Raw genomic sequence first — 23313 nt, 5'->3', positions numbered from 1 at the left:
GGCGGAGTATTCGTGGAAGAAAGCGGCGGCGCCAGGGCACCGGGTTGCAGACGGCGCATTCTAGGACAGAGCGGGCGCCGCATGTCCCGCTGCAGCGAGGGCGCATACGCGCCGTGTCCGGGCGATGCCCGGGGGCGTGGGTTAACCTTTGGCCTGTTCTTTCGATGCATTGCCCATGATTCCGCGCCGCTCCCTGCTGACTATCTTCGCCCTGGTGCTGGCGCTGCACGCCCTGGTACTGGGCGTTGCACTGCCCGACTGGGGCGCCAGCCAGGCGGCCCCCATTCCGCGTTTTATGACGCGCACCATTGCTGCGCCCGCTCCCGTTGCGGCACCGGCCGCAGTTGAGACCACCGCACAGACGACCAAGACCGCCGTGCGCGCCGTGCGTAAAAAACCACGCCCCGGGACCCCGCGACCCGCCTCTGCCGATGCGAAAGAGACAAGCCTGCCGCCGCCCCCCTCCACGGCACTGGAAAGCCCCGAGGTCGTTGCAGCGGCAGACCTTGAAACGCCCGGCATGCCCCACGAGGAAGCCGTGGCAACCCCGGCTGCTGCCGCAGCCAGCGCACCCGCCGACGAAGCGCCCGCTGCCAAGGCTGCACCCGGCAGTGCCATCGCCATTGCGCCCCCCGGTGCGGACGACGCCCCGGGAAGCACCCAGCCTGCCCCGGTGCTATTGCCCGCACCGGCGCGCCTGGGGTTCGATGTCACGGGCCAGGCCAAGGGTTTCCAGTACAGCGCCCGGGCCGAACTGGTGTGGCAGCACGACGGCCAGCAATACCAGGCGCGCCAGGAGATCAGCGTGCTGTTTCTGGGTTCGCGGTCGCAGACCAGCGTGGGCGAGCTCACACCCTTGGGCTTGCAGCCCCGGCGCTTTGGCGACCGCTCGCGCAGCGAAAAGGCCGCGCACTTCGATTTTGCCCAGGGTCAGGTGAGCTTCAGCGCCAACACGCCCTCGGCGCCCATTGCGCCGGGCGCCCAGGACCGGCTCAGCGTTTTCGTGCAACTGGGCGCCATGCTCGCCGCCGCCCCTGAGCATTACCCAGCGGGCACGCAGATCAGCATCCCCACGGTCAGCGCGCGCGCCGCCGACACCTGGGTGTTTACCGTGGGCGAAACGGAGCAGCTTGACCTGCCCATGGGCCACATCCGCGCGGTGCCGCTGCAGCGCCTGCCGCGGCGCGACTACGACCAGAAAGCCCAGCTCTGGCTGGCGCCGGAACTGGGCTACCTGCCGGTGCGCATCCGCATCACGCAGTCCAACGGCGACTATGCCGAGCTGAGCCTGCGCGAACGCGCTGCGCCCTGATCGGCAGCAGATCCCTGGTTTTCGTGGAATACTGGGCCCGGTAGACATACAGGCCTTGAACTTGCCGCCACTGCGGCCATCTGACAAGGACTCAGACCAGGGAGACCCACACCATGCACATGCTCTACGACTCGGAATCTTTTGTGGTGGTGCACATGCTGCCCGACGCCATTGCACCCCACGCCCACTCAACCCAGGACGCCGTACCGACGCCGCCGCAACTGGCACGCCACGGCTTTGAGATCGTGGACAAGCGCTCAGGCAAAGAGGTGTACCTGGACGGCTCCTGGGCCGAGATGTTCCAGCAGCAAATCATCGCCTGGCAACGCGATGCCCCCACCCAGGAGGAGGTGGAAGACACGCTCGACAGCTACACCGGCCTGGCCCAGAACCCGGTGGTGGTGCATTGAATGTCCGTGGACTTTAGGCAAAAACAGGCCCAAACGCCCTACTGACAAGCGTCAGCAGCTATTTATTCAGTAGCACTCTACACCGCAGCACCGCGGCGTTGGCGCATTTCCTGCCCCATGGCCTGCAAGGCATCCGGTGCCAGCAGCGCACGGGCAGCCGGGTACACCACGTCTTCCTCGCTGCGGATGTGGGCGTCGTAACCCTGCGCAAACCGGGCCAGCACGGCTTCGTCCTGCGTGCTCCAGCATTCAACCTCACCCTGAGCAAGCGCCTGCAAAAGCCCGCGCGCAGCCTTCCAGTGGGTCTCCATGCGAACGTGATCGCCCTGCAGCTGCCGCACGATCGCAGCGACCTCGGCGGTGCCGCGTTCCAGCAACAGGGGAAAGACGTGGAGTTCTTCGTCCTCATGGTGCAAGGGGGCCGCGATGTCGAAGTAGCGCAGCACGTCGCGCGCAGCCTGGCGGGCCGAGTCGTCACACGCATGGGTGTGCAGGTAGTCGATCAGGCGCTGCAGCAAGTCCAGCGAGCGCTGCACGCGCTCGTGGCAGGCTTCGAGCATTTCAAACGGCGTATCAAACCCGACGGCGGCTGCGCCAAAGCCAGGCAGGTGCACTGTGCTGGCCATGGTGGCTTAACCAAAGCGCACCGGCTCACCCTGCCGGTTGAACGGGATAAAGGCGCTGTGCGCGCCCTGCTTGATGGAGTCCACCATGCGCTGCAGGGGGGCTTCAGCCTCTTCGCTGGTGGGCGCCTTGTCCAGCGTGCCGGACATGGCGGCAACGAACACCATGGCCCATTCGTGCCCGAACTGGCCAGACTCTTCGGCCAGCGCCTGGAAGGAGGCAATCTCCTCGGGGCGCTTGTCCACGCACATCATGGGCACCAGCGCGCCCCCTTGCCCTGCGGCAAAGCGTTCGCGCTGGGCGGGAGTGGCGTCGTCGGGCAGTTCCACACCGGCAAAAACAAACAACAGCCGCTGGGGTTCGGGCTGCGCACGGGCCGCGTGCAACAGGTCATCAAAACTTGCAATTTCCATGGTCACTCCAGGTATCCAAAAAATCAGCGGGCCGCACTAGCAGGCGGGGGATCGCCCAGTGTGCGCACATAGTCGGCTGGGCTCGGCCGAACCCGCGCGCTCTTGCGCGAGAGTACCGTCCCCAGGCTGACGAAGCACAGGGCATGCTCGCTCTCCTGCAGGCCGAAAAGTCGGCGCAAAGCCGTTGACTTGAGCGCTTTGCCGCTCGTCAGCGCAGACCCAAAGCCCAGCGCAGTGGCCATCAGCAGCATGTTCTGCAGGGCGCAGCCGGTGGAGATGAGGCGCTCGTACAGATCCACCTCGGGATCACCACGTTGGCCATCCACCACGGCCAGCAGCAGCACAGGCGATCGGAACGCCTTTTCGCGCGCCTGCTCCAACTGTTCGGGCAAGGCCATCGCATCGCGCTCCTGCAAGGCATCGGCAAAAACATCCGCCAAAAATGTGCGCTGCGCCTGTGGCACCAGCACAAATCGCCAGGGCAGCAACTGGCCGTGGTCGGGCGCATGCGCTGCCGCAGCCACGATACGGTCGAGCTGCTGCGCATCGGGCCCTGGATCGCCCAGCCGCTTGGGCAAAATCGTCTGCCGCGCCTGCATGAGCGTCGCCGCCATGGCGGCGAAATCTGCCGAAAACGGCATTGCTTGCGTGAAGGCCTGTTTTTCCATCGTGCGGCCTCAGCCCGGACGCCCATCCACGCGCAAGCGCCCATACCAGATGCCCAGCCGCACGCCCCAAACGCCCATGGTCCCCGTCCACAGCAGCGCTGCAACCAGCAGCAGGCTGCCCGAGAAAGCCGTCGGCAGGGTTGCCACGATACGCAGCACGGTGGCCGCCTGCAACACCCAGAACAAGGACCAGGCAATGCGGTCGGCCACCAGGGCGCGCCCACTGTGTCCACACGAAACACGGGTGACCATGGCCAGCATCAGCGACGCCAGGCACCCCATGGTGAGGGCATGCAGCGCCCCCAGGCCGAGGAAAGGCGTGTCTTGCACCAGCCCCAGCAACTGGGAAGCACCGGCCAGCACAAAGGACAGGCCCAACCAGAGAAAACCAATGTGCAGCATGGCCAGCAGACGGTTCTTGAGACTTTGCACCAGCCCCCACACCCCGGCCAACCACAACAGCACAGCGCCCACGCCCAGCTCCAGCACGCCGCGCAGCAGCATCCAGACGGGCGCCACGGGGCCGCGCAGCGGCCCTTCAAATTCCACCCAGACGGCGGCTGCTTCAAAGGCCGCGGCCCCCAGCATCAGCCACAACAGCCAGAGCGGGCGGAACACCGTCACCAGCGGCATCGCGCTGGAGGTGAAAAACGGAATCATGCGGTGCGCTACGGTGACGTACACCACCAGCACAAAGCCCCACAACCCGGTCAGAACGAATACCCGTGCGGTGTCCTGGGCGTCCCACACAAGGCTGGCACACAGGCCCAGCAGGCTCAAGCTGCCGACGATCGTGGCCACGCCAATCGCCCGTGCATGGACCTGGTCTTCGGCCCGGCTGCGCAGCACCAGACGCCAGAACAGCACACCCATGGAGGTCAGCCCCAACCACGCCAGCGCCGCGCCCAGCAGGCACACCGCGGCCGACAGGTGCGCGCCAGCCAGCCAGGTCAGCCAACCCACTGCCTGCAACACCAAAGGAGCGCGCAGGGTGCGCGTCGGCCAGGGCTCAACGCCTAGCCATTTGGGCCCGGCGGTAAAAAGAAAGCCGGAAAAAAACAGCGGAATGAAACCGAACACCATGGCGGCCGCATGCACCACCGAGGGAGAGAGCGGGTAGGCCAGCGTTGGCCAAGAAGAGACACGAGAGACCTGTACCAGCGTCCACCATGCGCCCGAAGCCACCAGCAGCACCATAGCCAGGAAGAACCCCAGCCGGTGCGGTGCGAGCATCAAGTAACGCCAACGCCAGAGCCGATCTTGCTGCGCCACTGCTTCGGCGGAGGGTTTGCCCGCAACGGGCCGCACCGGAATGACCGGCCGCTCACTCATACGGATTTGCATTCAGCCGGATAACTAGGCGGGGAGCCGCAGACAGTGCTTTGGCACGGCAAGGCGACCCAACGACGCTATACGGTTGAAGGAAAATCTGTATCACCCACAGGTTCCCAGGTGACCGCACTGGGTGCAATAGTCGCAACCGTCCTTGCGGATCATGGCATGGGCGCCACACTCTGAACACTTCTTGCCGGCCATGACAGGGGGCATGGCGGCCAGCGGCGCATCGCCCTGCACCGACTCCTGCACAACAGGGCCGTGCTGTCGTGCACGGCGGGCCAGGATGTTCTGGATGGCGTAGGCAATCGCGGCCACTTCGGAGTCATGCCACTTGGGCACCTGCGTGCCGTCGTCCTTCTGGTGCGTCCCCAGGCGCACGGGGCCACGGTCCCAGGCGACCTTGCGCATGTCGGAGAGCGCACGTTCCAGGAAACCGCCGCGTGCGGCCAGCGACAGCAGACGCATGCTCGACGTGACCCATTGCTGCGATTCGCCACTCTGGCCCACGGGCATGAAAAATTCGATCGCACGGTCGACCGTACCGGTGCCCTCGGCATTGGGAACCGGCAAGAACGAGACGATGAGGTACAGGCGCTTCTGGCCTTCCTGAGTCCAGTAGTCCACCTTCTCGGCCACGGCCGAAAGGGCGCCCTTGGGACGGCTTTCAATCACCGTTCGCATGGGGTCGACCGGCGGCGCGTCGAGCGCAGCGGCTGGTGAATGGTCGGCCTGCGGCGCCGAGTGCACTTCGAGCACGGAGCCCAGAATGCTGTTCGGGCGGTAGGTAGCCAGACCCTTGAGGCGCGCACGCCAGGCCTGCAAATACAGCCCCTTGAAATCTTCGTAGGGATAGTCGGCCGGGATGTTGACCGTCTTGGAGATGGCCGTGTCCACGAAAGGCTGCACAACCTTCATCATGGCGATGTGGTCCTGTGCCGACATCTCCAGCGCCGAGACAAAGTACTCGGGCAGCTTGTTGACGTCGCCGCCCAGCTCGCGGTACAGGCGCCAGGAGTGGTCTTCCACCGCGTACTCGGCCATGCTGCCGTCGGCCTCGCGCTTCTTGCGCTTGTACATCCAGGAGAACGGCGGCTCGATGCCGTTCGACGCATTGTCGGCAAAGGCCAGACTCACGGTGCCGGTCGGGGCGATCGACAACAGGTGGCTGTTGCGGATGCCGTGCTGGCGAATCTGTTTCTTCAGCGCTGCGGGCAGACGGCTGGCGAAGGTGCCTTCGGCGAGGTAACCGTCGGCGTTGAACTGGGGGAAGGCACCCTTCTCGCGTGCCAGCTCCACCGATGCGGCATAGGCGCAATCGCGCATGTGCTCGGCGATGCGTGCGGCCATGGCGCGCCCCTCATCGCTGTCGTAGCGCAGGCACAGCATGGCCAGGGTATTGCCCATGCCGGTAAAACCCACGCCAATGCGGCGCTTGGCCTTGGCCTCGGCGTCCTGCTGCGGCAGCGGCCAGAAAGTCACGTCGAGCACGTTGTCGAGCGCACGCACCTGCAGCGCGACCGATTTCGCAAACGACTCGAAATCAAAAGCGGCAGCACCGTCAAAACCGAAGGGGTTGCGCACGAACCGCGTCAAGATGATGGGGCCGAGGTCGCAGCAGCCGTAGGACGGCAAAGGCTGCTCGCCGCAGGGGTTGGTGGCGGCGATCTTCTCGCAGTAACGCAGATTGTTGTCCTGGTTGATATGGTCCAGGAACAGGATGCCCGGCTCGGCGAAGTCGTAGGTAGACTTCATGATGGTGTCCCACAGCTCGCGCGCGGACAGGCTCTGGTACACCCACAGACCGTCGGCGCGCTGGTAGGCCCCCTGCTCCATCACGGTAACGCCCGGACGGGACTTGTGCACCAGCTCCCAAGGCCGGTCGTCCTGCACTGCCTGGATGAAAGCATCGCTCACACCCACCGACACATTGAAGTTGTTCCATCGGCCTGGCGTGCGCTTGGCGGTGATGAAATCGAGCACATCGGGATGGTCGATGCGCAGCACGCCCATCTGCGCGCCACGGCGCGCGCCCGCGCTCTCGACGGTGGAGCAGGACTGATCAAACACATTGATATAACTGCACGGGCCCGAGGCCATCGAGTGCGTGCCTTTGACCTCGGCACCGCGGGGACGAATGCGTGAGAAGTCATAGCCCACGCCACCGCCCCGGCGCATGGTTTCGGCCGCTTCGCGCAAGGCCTCGTAGATGCCGGGAAAACCTTCGTCGTCCATGCCCTGGATGCAATCGCCCACGGGCTGAACAAAGCAGTTGATGAGCGTCGCCTGGATGTCGGTACCGGCAGCACTCATGATGCGCCCGGCACCAATGGCACCGGCATGCATGTTGGCGAGGAACAAGCCCTCGTATTTTTCGCGGTCGGCCTCGGCTTCTACCGACGCTAGCGCGCGCGCCACGCGGCGAAAGAGGTCTTCGGCGCTGGTTTCACCCGCCTTGAGGTATTTTTCCTTCAACACATCCAGGCTGATGGGTTGGGTTGCCGTCAGATCGTGTGCACGACCCAGGTTTTCTCGCTTCATGGTGCCAATCCCGTAGATATTGCTGGAGACAAGACCTCGCTGTAGCCACGCGGCTCGGAGGTGCGGCAGGCCCAAGCCGGATCGGCCGGGTGCCAGTCAGCCGGCAGTGTAGCGCCTTGATTCCAGCAGACCGTCAGGGGTTTACCTGCCGCCTGCGCCCATCTGGCGTCCAGCCTTGTTTTGCGCCAAGTGTAAATTATTGTTACGACTCCGATACCCCAGCCCGGCATCCGGGCTATTCATCGCCCAACACCTGACCATCGTGTTCCACGTAGGGGTGATAGGGGCCCGTGCCACAGGTGGTGGCCACCGAAGCGGCAACAAACCCCCCGGTCTGCACATCGAAGACATGCACTTCGCCGTCTTCGATCACGTAATGCCAGCCGTGCAAGGTAATGCTCCCGTCCTGGATTCGCCTGTGCACCATGGGGTAGTCCATCAGACGTTCGAGTTGCAGCACCACCGCGCGCTGTTCGGTGCGGCGAAGGGCCTCGGGGCCGGGCACCACCGGCAGTGCCGCCTTGCGTCCAAGATCAAGCCAACGCCGCAGGTTGTGCGCTTCGGCGGGAACCTCTCCATAGATGGCCTTGATGGCCCCGCAATGGCTGTGCCCGCACACAATGATACGGCTCACCTCCAGACTCAACACCGCGAACTCAATGGCGGCAGCGGTTCCATGCAGGCCATACGATCCGTCGTAGGGCGGCACAAACGCCCCCACATTGCGCACCAGGAACAGCTCTCCCGGCCCCGCACCCGTCAGCAGATGCGGTACCAAGCGGGAATCCGAACAGCCTATGAAAAGCGTGGTCGGATGCTGCCCCTCATCGACGAGGGTTTTGAACTGCTGCCGGTACTGCGGAAAGGCGTCCTGGTTAAAGCTACGCAGGCGCTCCAATAGATCGTCATCGGGCATGGCCGGCTTTCTGCCCGCCGGCAAAGCCGGGCGGGCGACCCACTCATTGAACCAGTGGCGTGTCTGCGCCTTCGATATCCACGCCTTCCAGCGTGGCCGCACCGGCAAGCAATTGCAGGTACTGGCGCAAGGCATTCATCCAGGTCTGCTGGCGCAGGGACAGCGCCACAGCACCCCGCACCTGCTCGAACGAAGGCTGCTCGCCCGCCTCGCGCGCGACCACTTCCACGACATGCAGGCCGAAACGACTGTGCACCAAACGGGACAGCACGCCAATCTCGGCACCGCCAAAAACCTCCCGTGCAAACTCGGGCGCACAGTCGGCGCGCGTCAGCCAGCCCAGCTCACCGCCTTGCGCTCCGCTGGGGCAGTTGGACCACTTCTGCGCAGCCGTTTGGAAGGTAGCTCCGCCATCGTCGGCACAGCGCAGCTCCAGCAGCAGCGCTTCGGCACGCAAGCGCAGTTGCTTGACATCAACGCCAGGCGTGACGGCAAACAACACGTGCCGCAATTGCACGCGCTCTCCCTGCACATGGGCACCAGGATGGGCTTCGTGGTAGCGGCGGCAGGCTTCCTCGGAAGGATCTGGCACCTGCAGCTCGCGTTCCAGCAACTGCTCGATGGCCGCTGCCGCGGCCTCGCTGGTGGTGCCATCGGTCGCGGGCAGGTCTTGTGCAGACAGCAAGCCCGCCTCCTGTGCAGCCTGGCGCAGAAGCTCGGTGCAGGCGCGCTGGCGCAGCATTTCGGGGTCGAGCAACTGGCCTGCCTCATGCAAGCTCACGCCATTGACCCGCGCAACGGGCCCATGGCCCATGGGCTCCACACGGGTCGCCGCCGCAGGCTCGGCCAGAGGGGCCGCAGCCGCCAAACTGCTCACCAATGCGTCGTAGGCGACCTGCTGCTCGGGTGTCAACGGGTTGGTTTTTTCAGGGGCGGTGGTTGCACAGCCGCAACCGCCTGATCCACATCCACTCATGGGTTTCTCCTCAAGAGTCGCTCAAGATCGATTACTTGGCCGCAGGCTGGTTGTGCCCTGCGGGAAGATTCAAACGGCGTGCACGCACCAACTGGTAAGGGCGCAGCACGTAGGCCAGCGTGCCAAATCCGCTCCACACGTGCACCAGGCGGGTAAACGGGAAGATCAGAAACACGGTCATGCCCAGGAACATGTGGGCCTTGAAGACCCAGCCGGCTCCTGCCAACAGCTCCACACCGCCCGTGCGGAAGGTGACGATGCGCTGCCCCCATTCGGCCAGGCGCATCATCATGGAGCCATCCAGATGCTGTGCCGACAGCGGAATGGTGGCCAGACCGAGGGCCAGCTGAACCCACAACAGCCACAGCAGCACGATGTCGCTGGTCTTGGAGGTCGCACGGATCCGGGGATCCGTCAGGCGGCGATGCAGCAGGAGCGACAGGCCGATGATGCCCAGAACGCCGGCAATGCCGCCGCTGACCATCGCCATCAGTTGCTTGGCGCCCGCACCGATGAAATGCTCATAGATGAAGTGCGGCGTGAGCATGCCGACGAAATGCCCGAAGAACAGGAACAGCACGCCGATGTGGAACAGGTTGCTGCCCCAGCGCAGGCTGCCAGTGCGCAGCAACTGCGAGGAATCGCTTTTCCAGGTGTACTGGTCGCGGTCAAAACGGATCAGGCTGCCAATGAAGAACACAGCCAGGCAAATATAGGGATAGATGCCAAACAGCAGGGTATCAAGCCAGGCGGTCATAGGGGCGCTCCTTCTGGTGCACGGGGATTACGGACAAAATGCAGGGGTTGCGGCTGACCAGGCTTGGCTTGGCCACGGGTGCTGCAACCGTCAAAGGCGACGGGTTCATCCCAGGAATCATCGATCTCGGGCTCCTCCGGCACGGGCACGGCCTGCGCCTGCTGCCCGGCGATCTCGAGGATGGCGCCAATCACGCTGGCGTAGGGACTCCCACGCGCCACCAGTGCACTAAAAAGCGAGGTCAGGATATGGGCCATTTCGCCCAAGAATCCGCATGCCACCTCGGGCGGCTGCGTCGAAGCAAACTCCAGCACCACCGGAAGGTGGTCGGGCAGCTCAGGGGCACTGAACTGCAGGCCGGCGCGCTCATAGGTTTGCAGCAGATCGATGAGGGCTGGGCCCCGGTCGCGCGAGTCGCCATGCACGTGTTCAAACAAGTGCAGTGATGACGAGCGCCCACGGTCGAAGGTCTCGACATAGCGGGACTCTGCCTCCATCGGGTCGGATGTAGCGAGCTGGCGGCACAGGGCCACCAACTCGGCCAGGCGGTCCGTCTTGAGCGCCTGTTCCACCTGCAAGGCATCGGCCAGTTGCTGCATTTCCGCGCGCAACTCTGCGTCGGGGTAGCTCAGCAAATGCGCCAGCGCCCGCAGCGTCAGACGCAAGGACTCCGGTTTTTTCTTGAACATGGCGGCTCCTCAGACGGTGGCCTTGATCGGGATGGTGCGCGGCTTCTTGCCGCCAAACAGACTGACTTCGCTGGCGCCGTCCGAGCAGCCATTGCCGAACGAAAAACCGCAACCACCCCGAATATCGAAGGCGTTTTCCGCATACTCGCGGTGCGTCGTGGGGATGACGAAACGGTCTTCATAATTCGCAATCGCCATGATCTGGTACATGTCTTCGGCTTCGTGCAGCGTCAGACCGACCTGTTTGAGCACCGACAGGTTCTGGCGCTGCTCCACATGCTTTTCGCGCTGGTAGGTCCGCATGGCCAACATGCGCTCCAGCGCGCGCACCACAGGAGCGGTATCGCCCGCGGTGAGCAGGTTGGCGAGGTACTGCACGGGAATGCGCAGTTGCGACACGTCCGGAATTTCGCCATTGGTGCTGACCTGCCCCGCATTGGCCGCCGCTGTAATCGGCGAGAGCGGCGGGACATACCAGACCATGGGCAGCGTGCGGTACTCCGGGTGCAGCGGCAGGGCGACCTTCCATTCCACCGCCATCTTGTAGACCGGGCTGTTGCGTGCGGCGTCCATCCAGTTGTCGGGGATGCCGTCGATTCGGGCCTGCTTGATGACTTCGGGGTCGTTGGGGTCGAGGAAAATGTCGAGTTGGGCCTGGTACAGATCGCGGTCGCGCTCCACACTGGCGGCTTCCTGGATACGGTCTGCGTCGTACAGCAGCACGCCCAGGTAGCGGATACGGCCCACGCAGGTTTCCGAGCACACCGTGGGCTGACCGGCTTCGATGCGCGGGTAGCAGAAGATGCACTTCTCGGCCTTGCCGGTTTGCCAGTTGTAGTAAATCTTCTTGTAGGGGCAGCCTGAGATGCACATGCGCCAGCCGCGGCATTTGTCCTGGTCGATCAGGACGATGCCGTCTTCCTCGCGCTTGTAAATCGAGCCGGAAGGGCACGACGCCACGCAGGCCGGGTTCAGGCAGTGCTCGCACAGACGCGGCAGGTACATCATGAAGGTGTTTTCGAACTGCCCGTAGATGTCCTTTTGCACATTGTCGAAGTTGCGATCGATGTTGCGCTTGCTGAACTCGCCGCCCAGCAGTTCCTCCCAGTTCGGGCCCCATTCGATCTTTTCCATGCGCTGGCCGGTGATCAGGCTGCGCGGGCGGGCCGTCGGCGGCGCCTTCATCTCGGGCGCCGACTGCAGGTGGTCGTAGTCGAACGTGAAAGGCTCGTAGTAATCATCAATCTGCGGCAGGTTGGGGTTGGCAAAGATGCGCATGAGCATCTTCCACTTGCCCCCCTGGCGCGGCACGATACTGCCGTCAGCATTGCGGTTCCAGCCGCCGTTCCACTTGTCCTGGTTCTCCCACTCCTTGGGGTAACCAATACCGGGTTTGGTCTCGACGTTGTTGAACCAGGCGTACTCCACACCGGGTCGGCTGGTCCAGACGTTCTTGCAGGTGACCGAGCAGGTGTGGCAGCCGATGCACTTGTCCAGGTTCAGCACCATGCCGATTTGTGCGCGAATTTTCATCGTGTTCTCCTTCTTGCGGGGCTGCTTAAGCGTGGGACGTTGCGGCTTCGGCCGGTTCGTCCATCCAGTCCACGCGATTCATCTTGCGCACCACCACGAACTCATCACGGTTGGTACCAATGGTTCCGTAATAGTTGAAACCGTAGCTGTACTGCGCATAGCCGCCGATCATGTGCGTGGGCTTAAGCACGATACGGGTCACCGAGTTGTGGATACCACCACGGGTTCCGGTGATTTCCGAACCGGGGGTGTTGATGATTTTTTCCTGTGCGTGGTACATCATCACCATGCCGTTTTTCACGCGCTGGCTGACCACGGCACGTGCTGCAATGGCACCGTTCGAATTGAACAGCTCCACCCAGTCGTTGTCCACGATTCCTGCGCTGCGGGCATCGTCCTCGCTCAACCAGATCACCGGCCCACCACGATTGAGCGTGAGCATGTGCAGGTTGTCGCTATAGGTTGAGTGGATACCCCACTTCTGGTGCGGCGTGATGAAGTTCAGGGCAATCTCGGTGTTGCCGTTGGACATCTTGCCCTGCACCTCGTGCATTGCCTTGAGGTTGACCGGCGGACGGTAGCTGCAGAAACCCTCGCCAAAGTCACGCATCCATGGGTGATCCTGGTAGAACTGCTGACGGCCCGTCAGGGTGCGCCATGGAATCAGCTCATGCACGTTGGTATAGCCGGCGTTGTAGCTGACCTTCTCGCTCTCCAGGCCGCTCCAGGTCGGTGAGCTGATGATCTTGCGCGGCTGCGCCTGGATGTCGCGGAAACGGATTTTTTCGTCCTCGCGGTGCAGCGCCAGGTGAACGTGGTCGCGCCCGGTCTGCTTGCCCAGGGCCTCCCAGGCCTTGCAGGCCACGTGGCCGTTGGTTTCCGGCGCCAGCATCATCACCACTTCGGTCGCATCGATGTCGGTCACGATGCGTGGCATACCCTGTGTGACACCTTCGTCGCGTACCCGGCCATTGAGATCGCCCAACTGGCCCACCTCTGTCTGCGTGTTCCAGGAAATGCCCTTGCCGCCATTACCCACCTTGTCCATCAGCGGGCCCAGGGCCGTGAAGCGCTTGAACAGGTTCGGATAGTCACGCTCGACAACCGTGATTTGCGGGGCGGTCTTGCCTGGAATAAAGGCGACTTCGCCCTTCTTCCAGTCGCGCACGCCATAGGGCTGCGCCATTTCCGCAGGCGTGTCATGCATGATGGGTGTGAGAACCACATCCTTCTCCACGCCCAGGTGGCCCACGCTGACTTCGCTCACGGCCTTGGCAAAGCCCTTATAGATTTCCCAGTCGCTGCGCGCCTGCCAGGCGGGCTCCACCGCCGTGGACAGCGGGTGGATGAAGGGGTGCATATCGCTGGTGTTGAGGTCGTTCTTCTCGTACCAGGTGGCCGTGGGCAGCACGATGTCCGAATACAGGCAGGTCGTACTCATGCGGAAATCCAACGTGACCAGCAAATCCAGCTTGCCTTCGGGGGCCTGGGCGTGCCAGCGCACCTCTTCCGGCTTGGCATCCTGCGTACCCAGGTCCTTGCCTTGCACACCGTTGGTGGTGCCTAGCAGGTGCTTGAGGAAGTACTCGTGTCCCTTGCCCGAGGAACCCAGGATGTTCGAGCGCCAAACGAACATGTTGCGCGGCCAGTTGGCCGGGTTATCCGGGTCTTCGCAGCTCATCTTGAGCGACCCATCCTGCAGGGACTTGGCTACGTAGTCCTTGGCGTCCATGCCCCGGGCCTGCGCATCCTTGAAGACCTGCAAGGAGCTGACCTCCAGTTGCGGCGCCGATGGCAACCAGCCCATGCGCTCGGCGCGCACGTTGTAGTCGATCTGGGCACCGTGGTACGCACTGGCATCCGCCAGGGGCGAGAGGATTTCTTCCATGCCCAGTTTTTCATAGCGCCACTGGTCGGTGTGCGCATAGAAGAAACTGGTGCTGTTCATCTGGCGCGAAGGACGAATCCAGTCCAGCGCGAAGGCCAATGCCGTCCAGCCGGTTTGCGGACGCAGCTTTTCCTGGCCCACGTAGTGCGCCCAGCCACCACCACTCTGGCCGATACAACCACACATCATCAGCATGTTGATGATGCCGCGGTAGTTCATGTCGCAGTGGTACCAGTGGTTCATGGCCGCGCCGATGATCACCATGCTCTTGCCACGGGTCTTGTCAGCGTTGTCGCCAAACTGGCGTGCAATCGTGATGATCTGGTCACGTGGCACACCAGTGATTTTTTCCTGCCAGGCCGGGGTGTAGGGCGCATCGGCGTCGTAGCCGCCGTCCACCGCTTCGCCCGCCAGACCACGGTTTACGCCGTAGTTGGCCACCTGCAGGTCGAACACGGTTGCCACCATGACCTCGCCCGAAACACCGTCGCCGTCGAGCGCCAGGCGCGAGACCGGCACGCGGCGCAGCATGATGTCGCCGCCGAGCTGTTCATTGGCAGTGAAGTTGGGCGTGGCCACGCCACCAAAATACGGGAACGCCACGTCGACAATCTCGTGCGCCTGTGCACCATCCTCGATCACCGATAGCTTGAGGGGTGTCTCGTTGGCCGTACGGGCGTCCTTGCTCTCCAGGTTCCACTGTCCCAGGTCAGGCCGCTCGTTGTCACCCCAGCGGAAGCCGATGGAGCCGGTGGGCAGGGCCACCTTGCCGTCCAGCCCATAGGCCACGGTCTTCCAGTCGGGGTTGTTGGTTTGGCCGAGTTGGTCCGGGAAGTCGCTGGCGCGCACATAGCGGCCGGGCACCAAGACCTTGCGGCCGTCGGGCAGGGTCTTTTCGTTCAACACGACCAGCAGAGGCAGGTCGGTGTAGCGGCGGACGTAGTCGTCAAAGTACGCCGAACGCTTGTTGAAATAGAACTCCTTGAGGATCACATGGCCCATGGCCATGGCCACGGCGGCATCCGTACCCTGCTTGGGGTGCATCCACAGGTCAGCCAGCTTGGCTACCTCGGAATAGTCGGGCGTGACCGCCACGGTTTTGGCGCCCTTGTAGCGCACTTCAGTAAAGAAGTGGGCATCGGGGGTGCGCGTCTGCGGCACGTTCGAGCCCCAGGCGATGATGAAGGTGGAGTTGTACCAGTCGGCCGACTCGGGCACATCCGTCTGCTCGCCCCACACCTGGGGACTGGACGGTGGCAAGTCGCAATACCAGTCGTAGAAGCTCATGCACACACCGCCAATCAGGCTCAGATAGCGACTGCCTGCGGCGTAGCTGATCATGGACATGGCCGGGATCGGCGAGAACCCGATGATGCGGTCCGGGCCGTGCTTCTTGATGGTGTAGACGTTGGCCGCCGCGATCATCTGGTTGACCTCGTCCCAGGTGCTGCGCACGAAACCTCCCAGGCCCCGCTGCTTTTGCCATTCGCGGCGTGCAGCGTCATTTTCGACGATGCTGGTCCAGGCTTCTACCGGGCCTTTGGCCACGGCCAGTGCGGCGCGCCAGTGCTTGAGCAGACGGCCACGCACCATGGGGTACTTGACGCGGTTGGCGCTGTACAGGTACCAGCTGTAGCTTGCGCCACGGGCACAGCCACGGGGCTCGTGGTTGGGCAGATCGGGGCGCGTACGCGGGTAGTCGGTCTGCTGCGTTTCCCACGTAACGATACCGCCCTTGACATAAATTTTCCAGGAGCAGGAGCCAGTGCAGTTGACACCGTGCGTGGAGCGCACGATCTTGTCGTGCGCCCACCGGTCGCGGTAAGCATCTTCCCAGGTACGGTCCTCACCGTTGGCCTGGCCATGGCCGTCGGAAAACGACTCTTTGGGCTGGGAAAAATACGTCAGGCGGTCAAGAAAATGACTCATCGGGGGCTCCTGTTTCTAATCTGGTAATCAAGAATCAGCACGGCATTTCGGCGTGCTTGCGTGCGTAGTACCACCAGGTCACTGCGATGCACACAACGTAAAAAACAGCAAAGGTCCATAGTGCCAGTTCTGGCCCGCCCGTCAAGGCAATGGAACTGCCATAGCTCTTCGGAATGAAAAATCCACCATAGGCAGCGAAAGCTGCGGTGAAGCCCAGCGTGGCCGCGCCCAGGGTATTGCCTTCCTTGGTAGCGTTAGCCACAGCCTGCGCATCATGGACATTCACACCGCGCATGGCTTCCGTCAGGAAGATCACGGGGATCATGCGGAAGGTCGAACCGTTGCCAATGCCTGTGGTCAAGAAGAGGAACAGGAAGCAGACAAAGAAGCCACCAAAGCTGCCGCCCACGCCGCCCTGGGGCAGGAACACGATCACACCGACCACAGCCAGGGCCATGACGACGAAGTTCCACAGAGTCACGCGCGCACCGCCAAATTTGTCGGCCAGCCAGCCACCAAAGGGGCGCACGACAGCACCCACCAGCGGGCCCAGCCAGGCATAAGCCAGGGGGTTGACGCCCGGAAACTGGCTCTTGATCAGCAGAGGAAAACCGGCGGCATAACCAATGAACGAGCCGAAGGTGCCAAGATACAAAAGGCACATCAGCCAGTTGTGCTTACGGCGGAAGATAGCGGCCTGTGTGGCAAAAGAGGCCTTGGCATCGGCAATGTCATTCATGCCAAACCACGCGGCCAGCGACGCCAGTGCAATCCATGGCACCCAGATGAACGCAGCGTTCTGCGTCCACACCTGGATGGTGTTGCCGTTCTTGACGATCGTCTGGGCTTCGCCACCAAAGATGCCGAAGATGCCAGCGGTCACTACGAGGGGACTCAGAAACTGCACCACCGACACACCCAGGTTACCCAGGCCAGCATTCACACCCAGCGCCGAGCCCTTGCGCTCCTTCGGAAAGAAGAAGCTGATATTGGCCATGCTGGAGCTGAAATTACCCCCGCCCAAGCCGCACAGCAGCGCCAGCACCAGCATGGTGGGGTAGCTGGTGGAGTTGTCCTGCACCGCGTAGCCGATACCGATGGCGGGGATCAGCAGCGTGGCGGTCGAGATCGACGTCCACCGGCGTCCACCGAACACAGGCACCATGAACGAATAAAAGATGCGCAACGTGGCACCACTGAGCGCCGGTGCCGCAGCCAGCCAGAACAGCTGATTGGTGGAGTACTTGAAGCCCAGGCCGGGCAGACTCACGGCCACCACGCTCCAGACCTGCCAGATGGCGAAGGCCAAGAAAAGTGCCGGCACCGAAATCCAGAGGTTGAGTTTGGCAACCGCCTCGCCCTCGCGCTCCCAGAAGTTTTTGTCTTCCGGGGTCCATAAGTGCAGCGTACCTCCGGGGCGCGCTGCGGGAGTCGTGGAAGCAGACATGGTGTTGTCCTTAGGTTAAAGATCAGGTCGCCGAGCGCGCTTGGGGCGATGGGGCATTGCCAAGCAGGTTGGTGCGACGCACCTCGGTGAAGTACATCCAGATCAGCGAGACCCAGACCACGCCGTACATCAGCATGAAAGCGCTGGAGCGCACGCCGGTCAGGTCCATCAGGGCGCCAAAGACAATGGGAAGCACAAAGCCACCCAAGCCTCCGGCGAGCCCCACGATGCCGCTGATGGCGCCAATATTGGATGGATAGTCGTCACTGATGTACTTGAACACGCTGGCCTTGCCGAAGGCCCAGGCAATACCCAGGATGAACATCAGCGCGGTGAAGGCATACACATTCAGACCCAGATGGAAGGTCTTGGCACCGTTGACCGTGAGGATGGTGAAATCGGTTTGCGGATAGCTCAGCAGGAACAGGCAGATCCAGCTCACCCACATCACCCACCAGGTCACGCTGTGCGCGCCGAATTTATCGCTCAGCACGCCGCCAATGGCACGCAGCACACCACCGGGCAGCGAGAAGCATGCGGCCAGCAAGGCCGCGACACGGATGTCGAGCCCGTATTCACCCACGTAGTACTGCACCATCCACAGCGACAGCGCCACATAGCCACCGAAAACGATGCTGTAGTACTGGCAGTACTTGAGCACCTTGGGGTCCTTGAGGGCCTTGAGCTGGTCAGTGAACTTGACGTTGCTGGGTACCAGGTGGGCAGGATCGCTGTAGCTGAACATCCAGAACAGCACGAGCGCGCCCAACATGATGGCGGCGTACACCTGCGGCACCATGGTCCAGCCAAAGGCCACCAGCAAAACAGGGGCCACGAACTTGTTCACAGCAGCACCCGAATTGCCCGCGCCATACACGCCCATGGCCGTGCCCTGGCGGTTTTTAGGAAACCAGCGGGCCACATAGGGCGTGCCCACCGAGAAAGACCCTCCTGCCAAGCCGACGAACAGGCCAATGGTGAGAAAGTGCCAGTACTGGGTGGCATAGCTCATGAGCCAGATGGCCGGAATGGTGGCGGCCATCACACCCGCCATGACAATACGGCCACCGTAACGGTCGGTCCAGATGCCCAGGGGCACACGCGACAGCGAGCCGGTGAGCACCGGCATGGACATCAGCAAACCGAATTGGGTGGCATTGAGGTCCAGCATTTTCTTGATCGGAATGCCGATGACGCCAAACATCATCCAGACCATGAAGCAGACTGTGAAGGACAGGGTGCTGACGATCAGCACGGACCACGCCTGGCGGGTTCTTTGCGGACTGTCGCCCGCGGGAAGCGGTGTTTTTGCCATGTGCACGATACCTCTCAAATATGAGTGCTTGTATCGTGATGCATCACCCAAGGTTTGCCTATCCTTCGCCTGGGAGGTTCAGGCAGGGCAAAAGAACTAGGGGGATACCCAAGACCATCGTTCGAAAGAACTATGGCCGCACCAGTGGGTTATTCGACACGCCCCCGATCCGACGCATACACCGCCGCCTGGACGCGCGACGACAAGCCCAATTTGCGCAGGATGTGCTGGACATGGATCTTGACGGTGGTCTCGGCGATGTCCAGCGTGCGGGCAATTTCCTTGTTGCTGGCGCCCCGGGCGATTTCGCGCAGCACCTCTTCCTCGCGCGGCGACAGTGGCGTGGAATCCTCGGGCACGGGCACCTGCACGGCAGGCAGCGTTGGCACCGGCTCACCCTGGGACTGGAAGGCCGCCACGAGCTTGCCCATAAGCTCCGGGCTGACCACCGGCTCGCCGCACGCGGCGCGGCGGATTGCCTGCGCCAGCAGGTCGCCATCGATGGTCTTGAGCAGATAACCCTGCGCGCCATTGCGCAGGGCCGTAGCCAGATCCTGCGCGTCCTCGCTCACCGTGAGCATCAGCACGCGGGCAGCGGGCGCGAGTTTGCGCAGATCCTGCACCGCATCGATCCCGGCCACCCCGGGAAGATGGTTGTCCAGCAAGATGATGTCGGGCTGCAGCGCGGGTGCCAGCCGCAGTGCCTGCGCGGCGTCTCCCGCCTCGCCCACCACCTGCAGGCCCGGGTACTGCTCCAGCAGGGCAATGAGACCGCGGCGGAAAAGGGTGTGGTCATCCACCACCAAAATGGAAACATTCTGCATGTCAGGCATGGGCTTCGGGGTTGGGCATGGCGAGCGGCGCCACCACCGGGCGGGTGTGGCCCGGCATCTCGGGCAATTCGATGACCACGGTGGTTCCGTCGCCCACGGCAGACCGCACCTGCACCTGGGCGCCAATACCCTGGGCGCGCTCACGCATGATGCCCAGGCCGACGTGCAAGGAGTCGGGCGAGTGCTCGGCTACCTCGAAACCTGTGCCGTTGTCCTGCACCTCGAAGCGCCAACGGGGGTGCCTGTACACGCGCAGCTCAACGCGGCTGGCGCCCGAGTGCTTGCGCACGTTGGAGAGCGATTCCTGCAGCATGTGCAGCACCTGGATCTGTACATCCGGCGCCAGTGGCAGGCCATGGCCCGACATGCTCAGTGACGTGGCCACGCCGGTCTGGTGCTCGAACTTGGACAGCGTTGAGCGCAGGGCCGCCTCGATATCTTCCTCGCTGGTGCGGGTGCGAAAGTGCACCAGGAGTTCGCGCACGTCGGAATAGCATTCACGCACCCCCACGTCCAGCTCGGCCATGCTGCGGTCACGCGCCTGGATGTTGCCCTTGGCCACGGCATCGCGCAACAGCTGGGTCTGTATTTTGAGAAAAGCCAGCGACTGGGCAATCGAATCATGCAGTTCGCGTGCCAGCAGGCTGCGCTCCTCGGACACGGCGGCCTCACGCTCCAGCGCGGCGGCGCGCAAGCTCTCCATGGAGCTGGCCAGGTGGCGCACCATGGCTTCCACCAATTCGCGCATCTCTGTCGTCAATTCCACGGCCGTACGGAAGAACAGGTTGATCTCGCCCAACAAGCGGTGCTGCAGCACCACGGGAATGGCCACCATGGTCTGGTAGCCAGCCTCCTGGCAATGCGGCAGCACCATGGTCTGCTGAGGGGTGATGGGAATGACCCGGGTGTGCGCCCGTTCGGCCGTAGGCCCGCACAGGCAGTTGCCCGCGTGCAGGCAATGCTCCTGCTCCACCATGGACTCGGGCATGCCGTCCGCCGCCAAAATCACATAACGCTCATTGCCCTCGTCGGACCAGCGCACCACCGCCGCATCAGCGCCTACCACACGGCGCACCTGCTGCACAAAACCATTGGCCAGCACGGACAGGCTGCCCGCCTCAGCGGCCTGGGCGCTCACCTCGTACAACGCGGCCAGCCGCTGGTTCTTGATTTCGACGCTGGCCGTCTTCTCGCGCACCTTGCCCTCCAGGTCGTCGTGCGAGGTTTGCAGGGCATGCGCCATCAAATTGAACCCGGCAGCCAGCTGGCCAAACTCGTCTTCCGTGTCCACCGGCAGGCGGGTGCCCAGGTCACCCTGGCGCACCATTGCCAATGCCTGCTGCAGCCGTGCCACCGGTATCAGCACCACCAAAAAACTCACCGCCATGAAAGCCACAGCGGCAAAGATGGCCAGCCCCATCATGAACAGCTGAAACACATGCAGCGCCGCTGTCCAGCGGGCGATCTGCACTTCAATCGCCTCCACGAACCGGTCCATGCGCGAAACGACTGCGTCAGCGTGCGTTACGGCCTCGGCCGCAGGCGGGAGCGTCGCACCCAACCACTGCGCCCGCGTGAGTTGCCAGTCATCGTTAATCTCTGCAAAGTGCCCACGCGCATCGTCGCTCCAGGGCACGAAGAGCGGGCGCGACGAGTCACCTGTGCGCAGCAGTTCCAGACTGGTGTCAAAGCGCTGCGCCAGCACGCGCAGTTCGTCGGGGACGTTCGTCTGTATGGCCAACGCCATGCGCACCGTGAGCATGCGCAGGCGTCCCGCCTCGTTCACTGCGGCGGCGCCCCCTTCGAGCTTCCAGGTGATCCACAGCGTCAGGCCGATGGACGTCAGCGCCAGCAGCAAAAAGCCGCACCCGGTCGCCAGCAGCTTGGTGGTGAGGGTGGTTTTCGCGCGCATGGGCGCAGTGTAAGAGATGGGGTTTTAAACGCCAGGCCCGGCCCGGTGCGCGTAGCATGCGCAGCCATGCTGTCTCTTCCGCTTCTCCCTCGCTGGCGCCGCCACACCGCCCTCCTGGCGCTGCTGGTGTTGGCCTCCGGCTGCGCACTGCGCACGGCTTCGCCGCCCACACCCCCCTGGCCCGGCGTTCTGCAGACCCTGCTGCCCACAGATGTGCTGCTGCTGGGCGAAAAACACGATGCTCCGCAGCACCAGCAATTGGAGCGGCAGGCTGTGGCCTGGCTGGCCGAACGCGGACTGCTGGCCGCCCTGGTCATCGAGATGGCCGAACAAGGCCACGACACCCGTGCGCTGGCGTCCGGCGCTGACGAAGCGCAGGTGCAAACGGCCCTCGCCTGGGACACAAACGCCTGGCCCTGGTCTGCGTATGGCCCCGTGGTCATGGCAGCCGTACGCGCCGGAGTGCCCGTGCTGGGCGGCAACCTGCCCCGCAGCACATTGCGCGCCACGCTGGACCAGACCCCACTCGACGCCTTGCTCACCCCCGCCCAGCGGGCACGCCAGCAGCAGGCCGTGCGCGACGGCCACTGCGGCCTGCTGCCCGAGAGCCGTATCCCGGGCATGGTGCGCGTACAAGTGGCACGCGACCTGAACATGGCCCGCACCGTCGCATCTGCCCTGCACAGCGGCCAAGTGGTGCTGCTGGTGGCGGGCGCAGGCCATGTCGAGCGCGGCCTGGGTGTGCCGCTGCACCTGCCTGAAAATATCAAGCAAAAAGTGGTCATAGCGCATGCTGGAACAGCGGAACCAGCTATCAAAAACGCAGCGCATCTGGTACAGCAGACGCCCAGCCTGCCGCCCGACGATGCCTGCGCCACCCTGCGCGAGCGCTGGCAACCCGCGCCAGCACGCTGAGCACGCACGCTCGGGCGGTGCTGCGACAATGGCGCTGCTATGAAACTCCCCGCCTACGTTCTCACCCTCTCCTGCCCCGACCGACTGGGGCTGGTGCACGCTGTTTCCGGCTTTTTGCTGGAGCACGGCGGCAACATCGAAGAAGCCGCCCAGTTCAACGACCACGACACCGGCCTGTTCTTCATGCGCGTGCAATTTGCCTGCGACCGCCACGACCAGGCCACGCTGCGCGAGCGCCTGCAGGCCTTTGCCGAACCACACCAGATGCGCTGGAACCTGCACGCCACAGCCGAACCGCTGCGCACCGTGATCATGGTCAGCCGCGAAGGCCATTGCCTCAACGACCTGCTGTTCCGCTGGAAGTCAGGCCTGCTGCCGGTGGACATTCGCGCCATCGTCAGCAACCACCGCGACTTCTACCAGCTCGCTGCCAGCTACAACATCCCCTTCCACCACATCCCCGTGACGGCAGCCACCAAGGCCCAGGCCGAGGCACGGCAGTACGACATCATCGAAGCCGAGGATGCCGGACTGGTGGTGCTGGCGCGCTACATGCAGGTGCTGTCCAATGACCTGTGCACCAAATTGGCGGGTCGTGCCATCAACATCCACCACAGCTTTCTGCCCAGCTTCAAGGGCGCCAAACCCTACTACCAGGCGCATGACCGGGGCGTCAAACTGATCGGCGCCACAGCGCACTACGTGACGGCCGACCTGGACGAAGGCCCGATCATTGAGCAAGACGTAGCCCGCGCCGACCACACCGACACCGTGGAGGACCTGACCGCCCGGGGCCGCGACACTGAAAGCCAGGTGCTGGCCCGCGCCGTGAAGTGGCACAGCGAGCACCGCGTGCTGCTCAACGGCCATAAGACCGTGGTCTTCCGCTAAGGCCGTCTG

At 63.5% G+C, this 23313-nt stretch carries 19 protein-coding genes; 4 read left to right on the top strand and 15 right to left on the bottom strand.

Translation table 11 applies throughout. The features are described from left to right. Positions 1–175 precede the first annotated feature (175 nt). Both ACYVOC_RS08175 and ACYVOC_RS08170 read left to right on the top strand, forming a co-directional pair. Positions 176–1312 (top strand): DUF3108 domain-containing protein, encoded by a 1137-nt coding sequence (locus tag ACYVOC_RS08175; RefSeq protein ID WP_461161440.1) that lies wholly within the window; start codon positions 176–178, stop codon positions 1310–1312. A 113-nt stretch (positions 1313–1425) separates the two neighbouring features. Then, positions 1426–1722: a BTH_I0359 family protein gene (locus tag ACYVOC_RS08170; protein WP_116005038.1), complete on the top strand. Its 297-nt coding sequence runs from the start codon at positions 1426–1428 to the stop codon at positions 1720–1722. A 77-nt stretch (positions 1723–1799) separates the two neighbouring features. On the opposite strand, the gene ACYVOC_RS08165 is transcribed toward ACYVOC_RS08170, so the two are convergent. The 15 genes from ACYVOC_RS08165 to ACYVOC_RS08095 all read right to left on the bottom strand — a co-directional run bounded on the left by ACYVOC_RS08165 (position 1800) and on the right by ACYVOC_RS08095 (position 21498). Further along, a complete protein-coding gene (locus ACYVOC_RS08165; RefSeq protein WP_461161439.1) occupies positions 1800–2348 on the bottom strand; it encodes a hemerythrin domain-containing protein in 549 nt (182 codons plus the stop codon). Positions 2349–2354: 6 nt separating this feature from the next. Further along, the gene (locus ACYVOC_RS08160) at positions 2355–2759 is read right to left on the bottom strand and encodes a ribonucleotide reductase subunit alpha (protein ID WP_116005040.1); all 405 of its coding nucleotides are present in this window, start codon (positions 2757–2759) and stop codon (positions 2355–2357) included. A 23-nt stretch (positions 2760–2782) separates the two neighbouring features. Further along, the gene (locus ACYVOC_RS08155) at positions 2783–3427 is read right to left on the bottom strand and encodes a nitroreductase family protein (RefSeq protein WP_199562999.1); all 645 of its coding nucleotides are present in this window, start codon (positions 3425–3427) and stop codon (positions 2783–2785) included. 9 nt (positions 3428–3436) lie between these two features. After that, entirely contained in the window at positions 3437–4759 is a 1323-nt protein-coding gene (locus ACYVOC_RS08150; protein WP_461161438.1) for an NnrS family protein, read from the bottom strand. 102 nt (positions 4760–4861) lie between these two features. After that, entirely contained in the window at positions 4862–7303 is a 2442-nt protein-coding gene (locus tag ACYVOC_RS08145; RefSeq protein ID WP_461161437.1) for an adenosylcobalamin-dependent ribonucleoside-diphosphate reductase, read from the bottom strand. Between the two features lie 235 nt (positions 7304–7538). Further along, a complete protein-coding gene (locus ACYVOC_RS08140; protein ID WP_116005042.1) occupies positions 7539–8219 on the bottom strand; it encodes a carbonic anhydrase in 681 nt (226 codons plus the stop codon). Positions 8220–8262: 43 nt separating this feature from the next. Next, complete coding sequence (locus ACYVOC_RS08135) at positions 8263–9033, bottom strand: peptidylprolyl isomerase (RefSeq protein ID WP_461161478.1); 771 nt, start codon at positions 9031–9033, stop codon at positions 8263–8265. 193 nt (positions 9034–9226) lie between these two features. Continuing rightward, complete coding sequence (gene narI / locus ACYVOC_RS08130) at positions 9227–9952, bottom strand: respiratory nitrate reductase subunit gamma (protein ID WP_116005044.1); 726 nt, start codon at positions 9950–9952, stop codon at positions 9227–9229. Further along, entirely contained in the window at positions 9949–10641 is a 693-nt protein-coding gene (narJ, locus tag ACYVOC_RS08125; protein ID WP_461161436.1) for a nitrate reductase molybdenum cofactor assembly chaperone, read from the bottom strand. The genes narI and narJ overlap by 4 nt, the downstream gene beginning before the upstream one ends. 9 nt (positions 10642–10650) lie before the next feature. After that, positions 10651–12174: a nitrate reductase subunit beta gene (narH, locus tag ACYVOC_RS08120; RefSeq protein WP_116005046.1), complete on the bottom strand. Its 1524-nt coding sequence runs from the start codon at positions 12172–12174 to the stop codon at positions 10651–10653. Positions 12175–12199: 25 nt separating this feature from the next. Continuing rightward, complete coding sequence (locus tag ACYVOC_RS08115) at positions 12200–15991, bottom strand: nitrate reductase subunit alpha (protein ID WP_116005047.1); 3792 nt, start codon at positions 15989–15991, stop codon at positions 12200–12202. 34 nt (positions 15992–16025) lie between these two features. Then, the gene (locus ACYVOC_RS08110) at positions 16026–17438 is read right to left on the bottom strand and encodes an MFS transporter (RefSeq protein ID WP_461161435.1); all 1413 of its coding nucleotides are present in this window, start codon (positions 17436–17438) and stop codon (positions 16026–16028) included. A gap of 22 nt (positions 17439–17460) precedes the next feature. Further along, a complete protein-coding gene (locus ACYVOC_RS08105; RefSeq protein ID WP_461161434.1) occupies positions 17461–18753 on the bottom strand; it encodes an MFS transporter in 1293 nt (430 codons plus the stop codon). A 149-nt stretch (positions 18754–18902) separates the two neighbouring features. Beyond that, positions 18903–19577 (bottom strand): response regulator, encoded by a 675-nt coding sequence (locus tag ACYVOC_RS08100; RefSeq protein WP_461161433.1) that lies wholly within the window; start codon positions 19575–19577, stop codon positions 18903–18905. 1 nt (position 19578) lies between these two features. Next, a complete protein-coding gene (locus ACYVOC_RS08095) occupies positions 19579–21498 on the bottom strand; it encodes a type IV pili methyl-accepting chemotaxis transducer N-terminal domain-containing protein (protein WP_116005050.1) in 1920 nt (639 codons plus the stop codon). A gap of 66 nt (positions 21499–21564) precedes the next feature. On the opposite strand from ACYVOC_RS08095, the gene ACYVOC_RS08090 reads away from it, so the two are divergent. Continuing rightward, complete coding sequence (locus ACYVOC_RS08090; RefSeq protein WP_461161432.1) at positions 21565–22413, top strand: ChaN family lipoprotein; 849 nt, start codon at positions 21565–21567, stop codon at positions 22411–22413. A gap of 39 nt (positions 22414–22452) precedes the next feature. After that, a complete protein-coding gene (purU, locus tag ACYVOC_RS08085) occupies positions 22453–23304 on the top strand; it encodes a formyltetrahydrofolate deformylase (RefSeq protein ID WP_116005051.1) in 852 nt (283 codons plus the stop codon). The last annotated feature ends 9 nt before the right edge of the window (positions 23305–23313 follow it).

Source organism: Simplicispira piscis, assembly GCF_054783455.1.
This window is presented reverse-complemented; position numbering and strand designations above follow the sequence as displayed.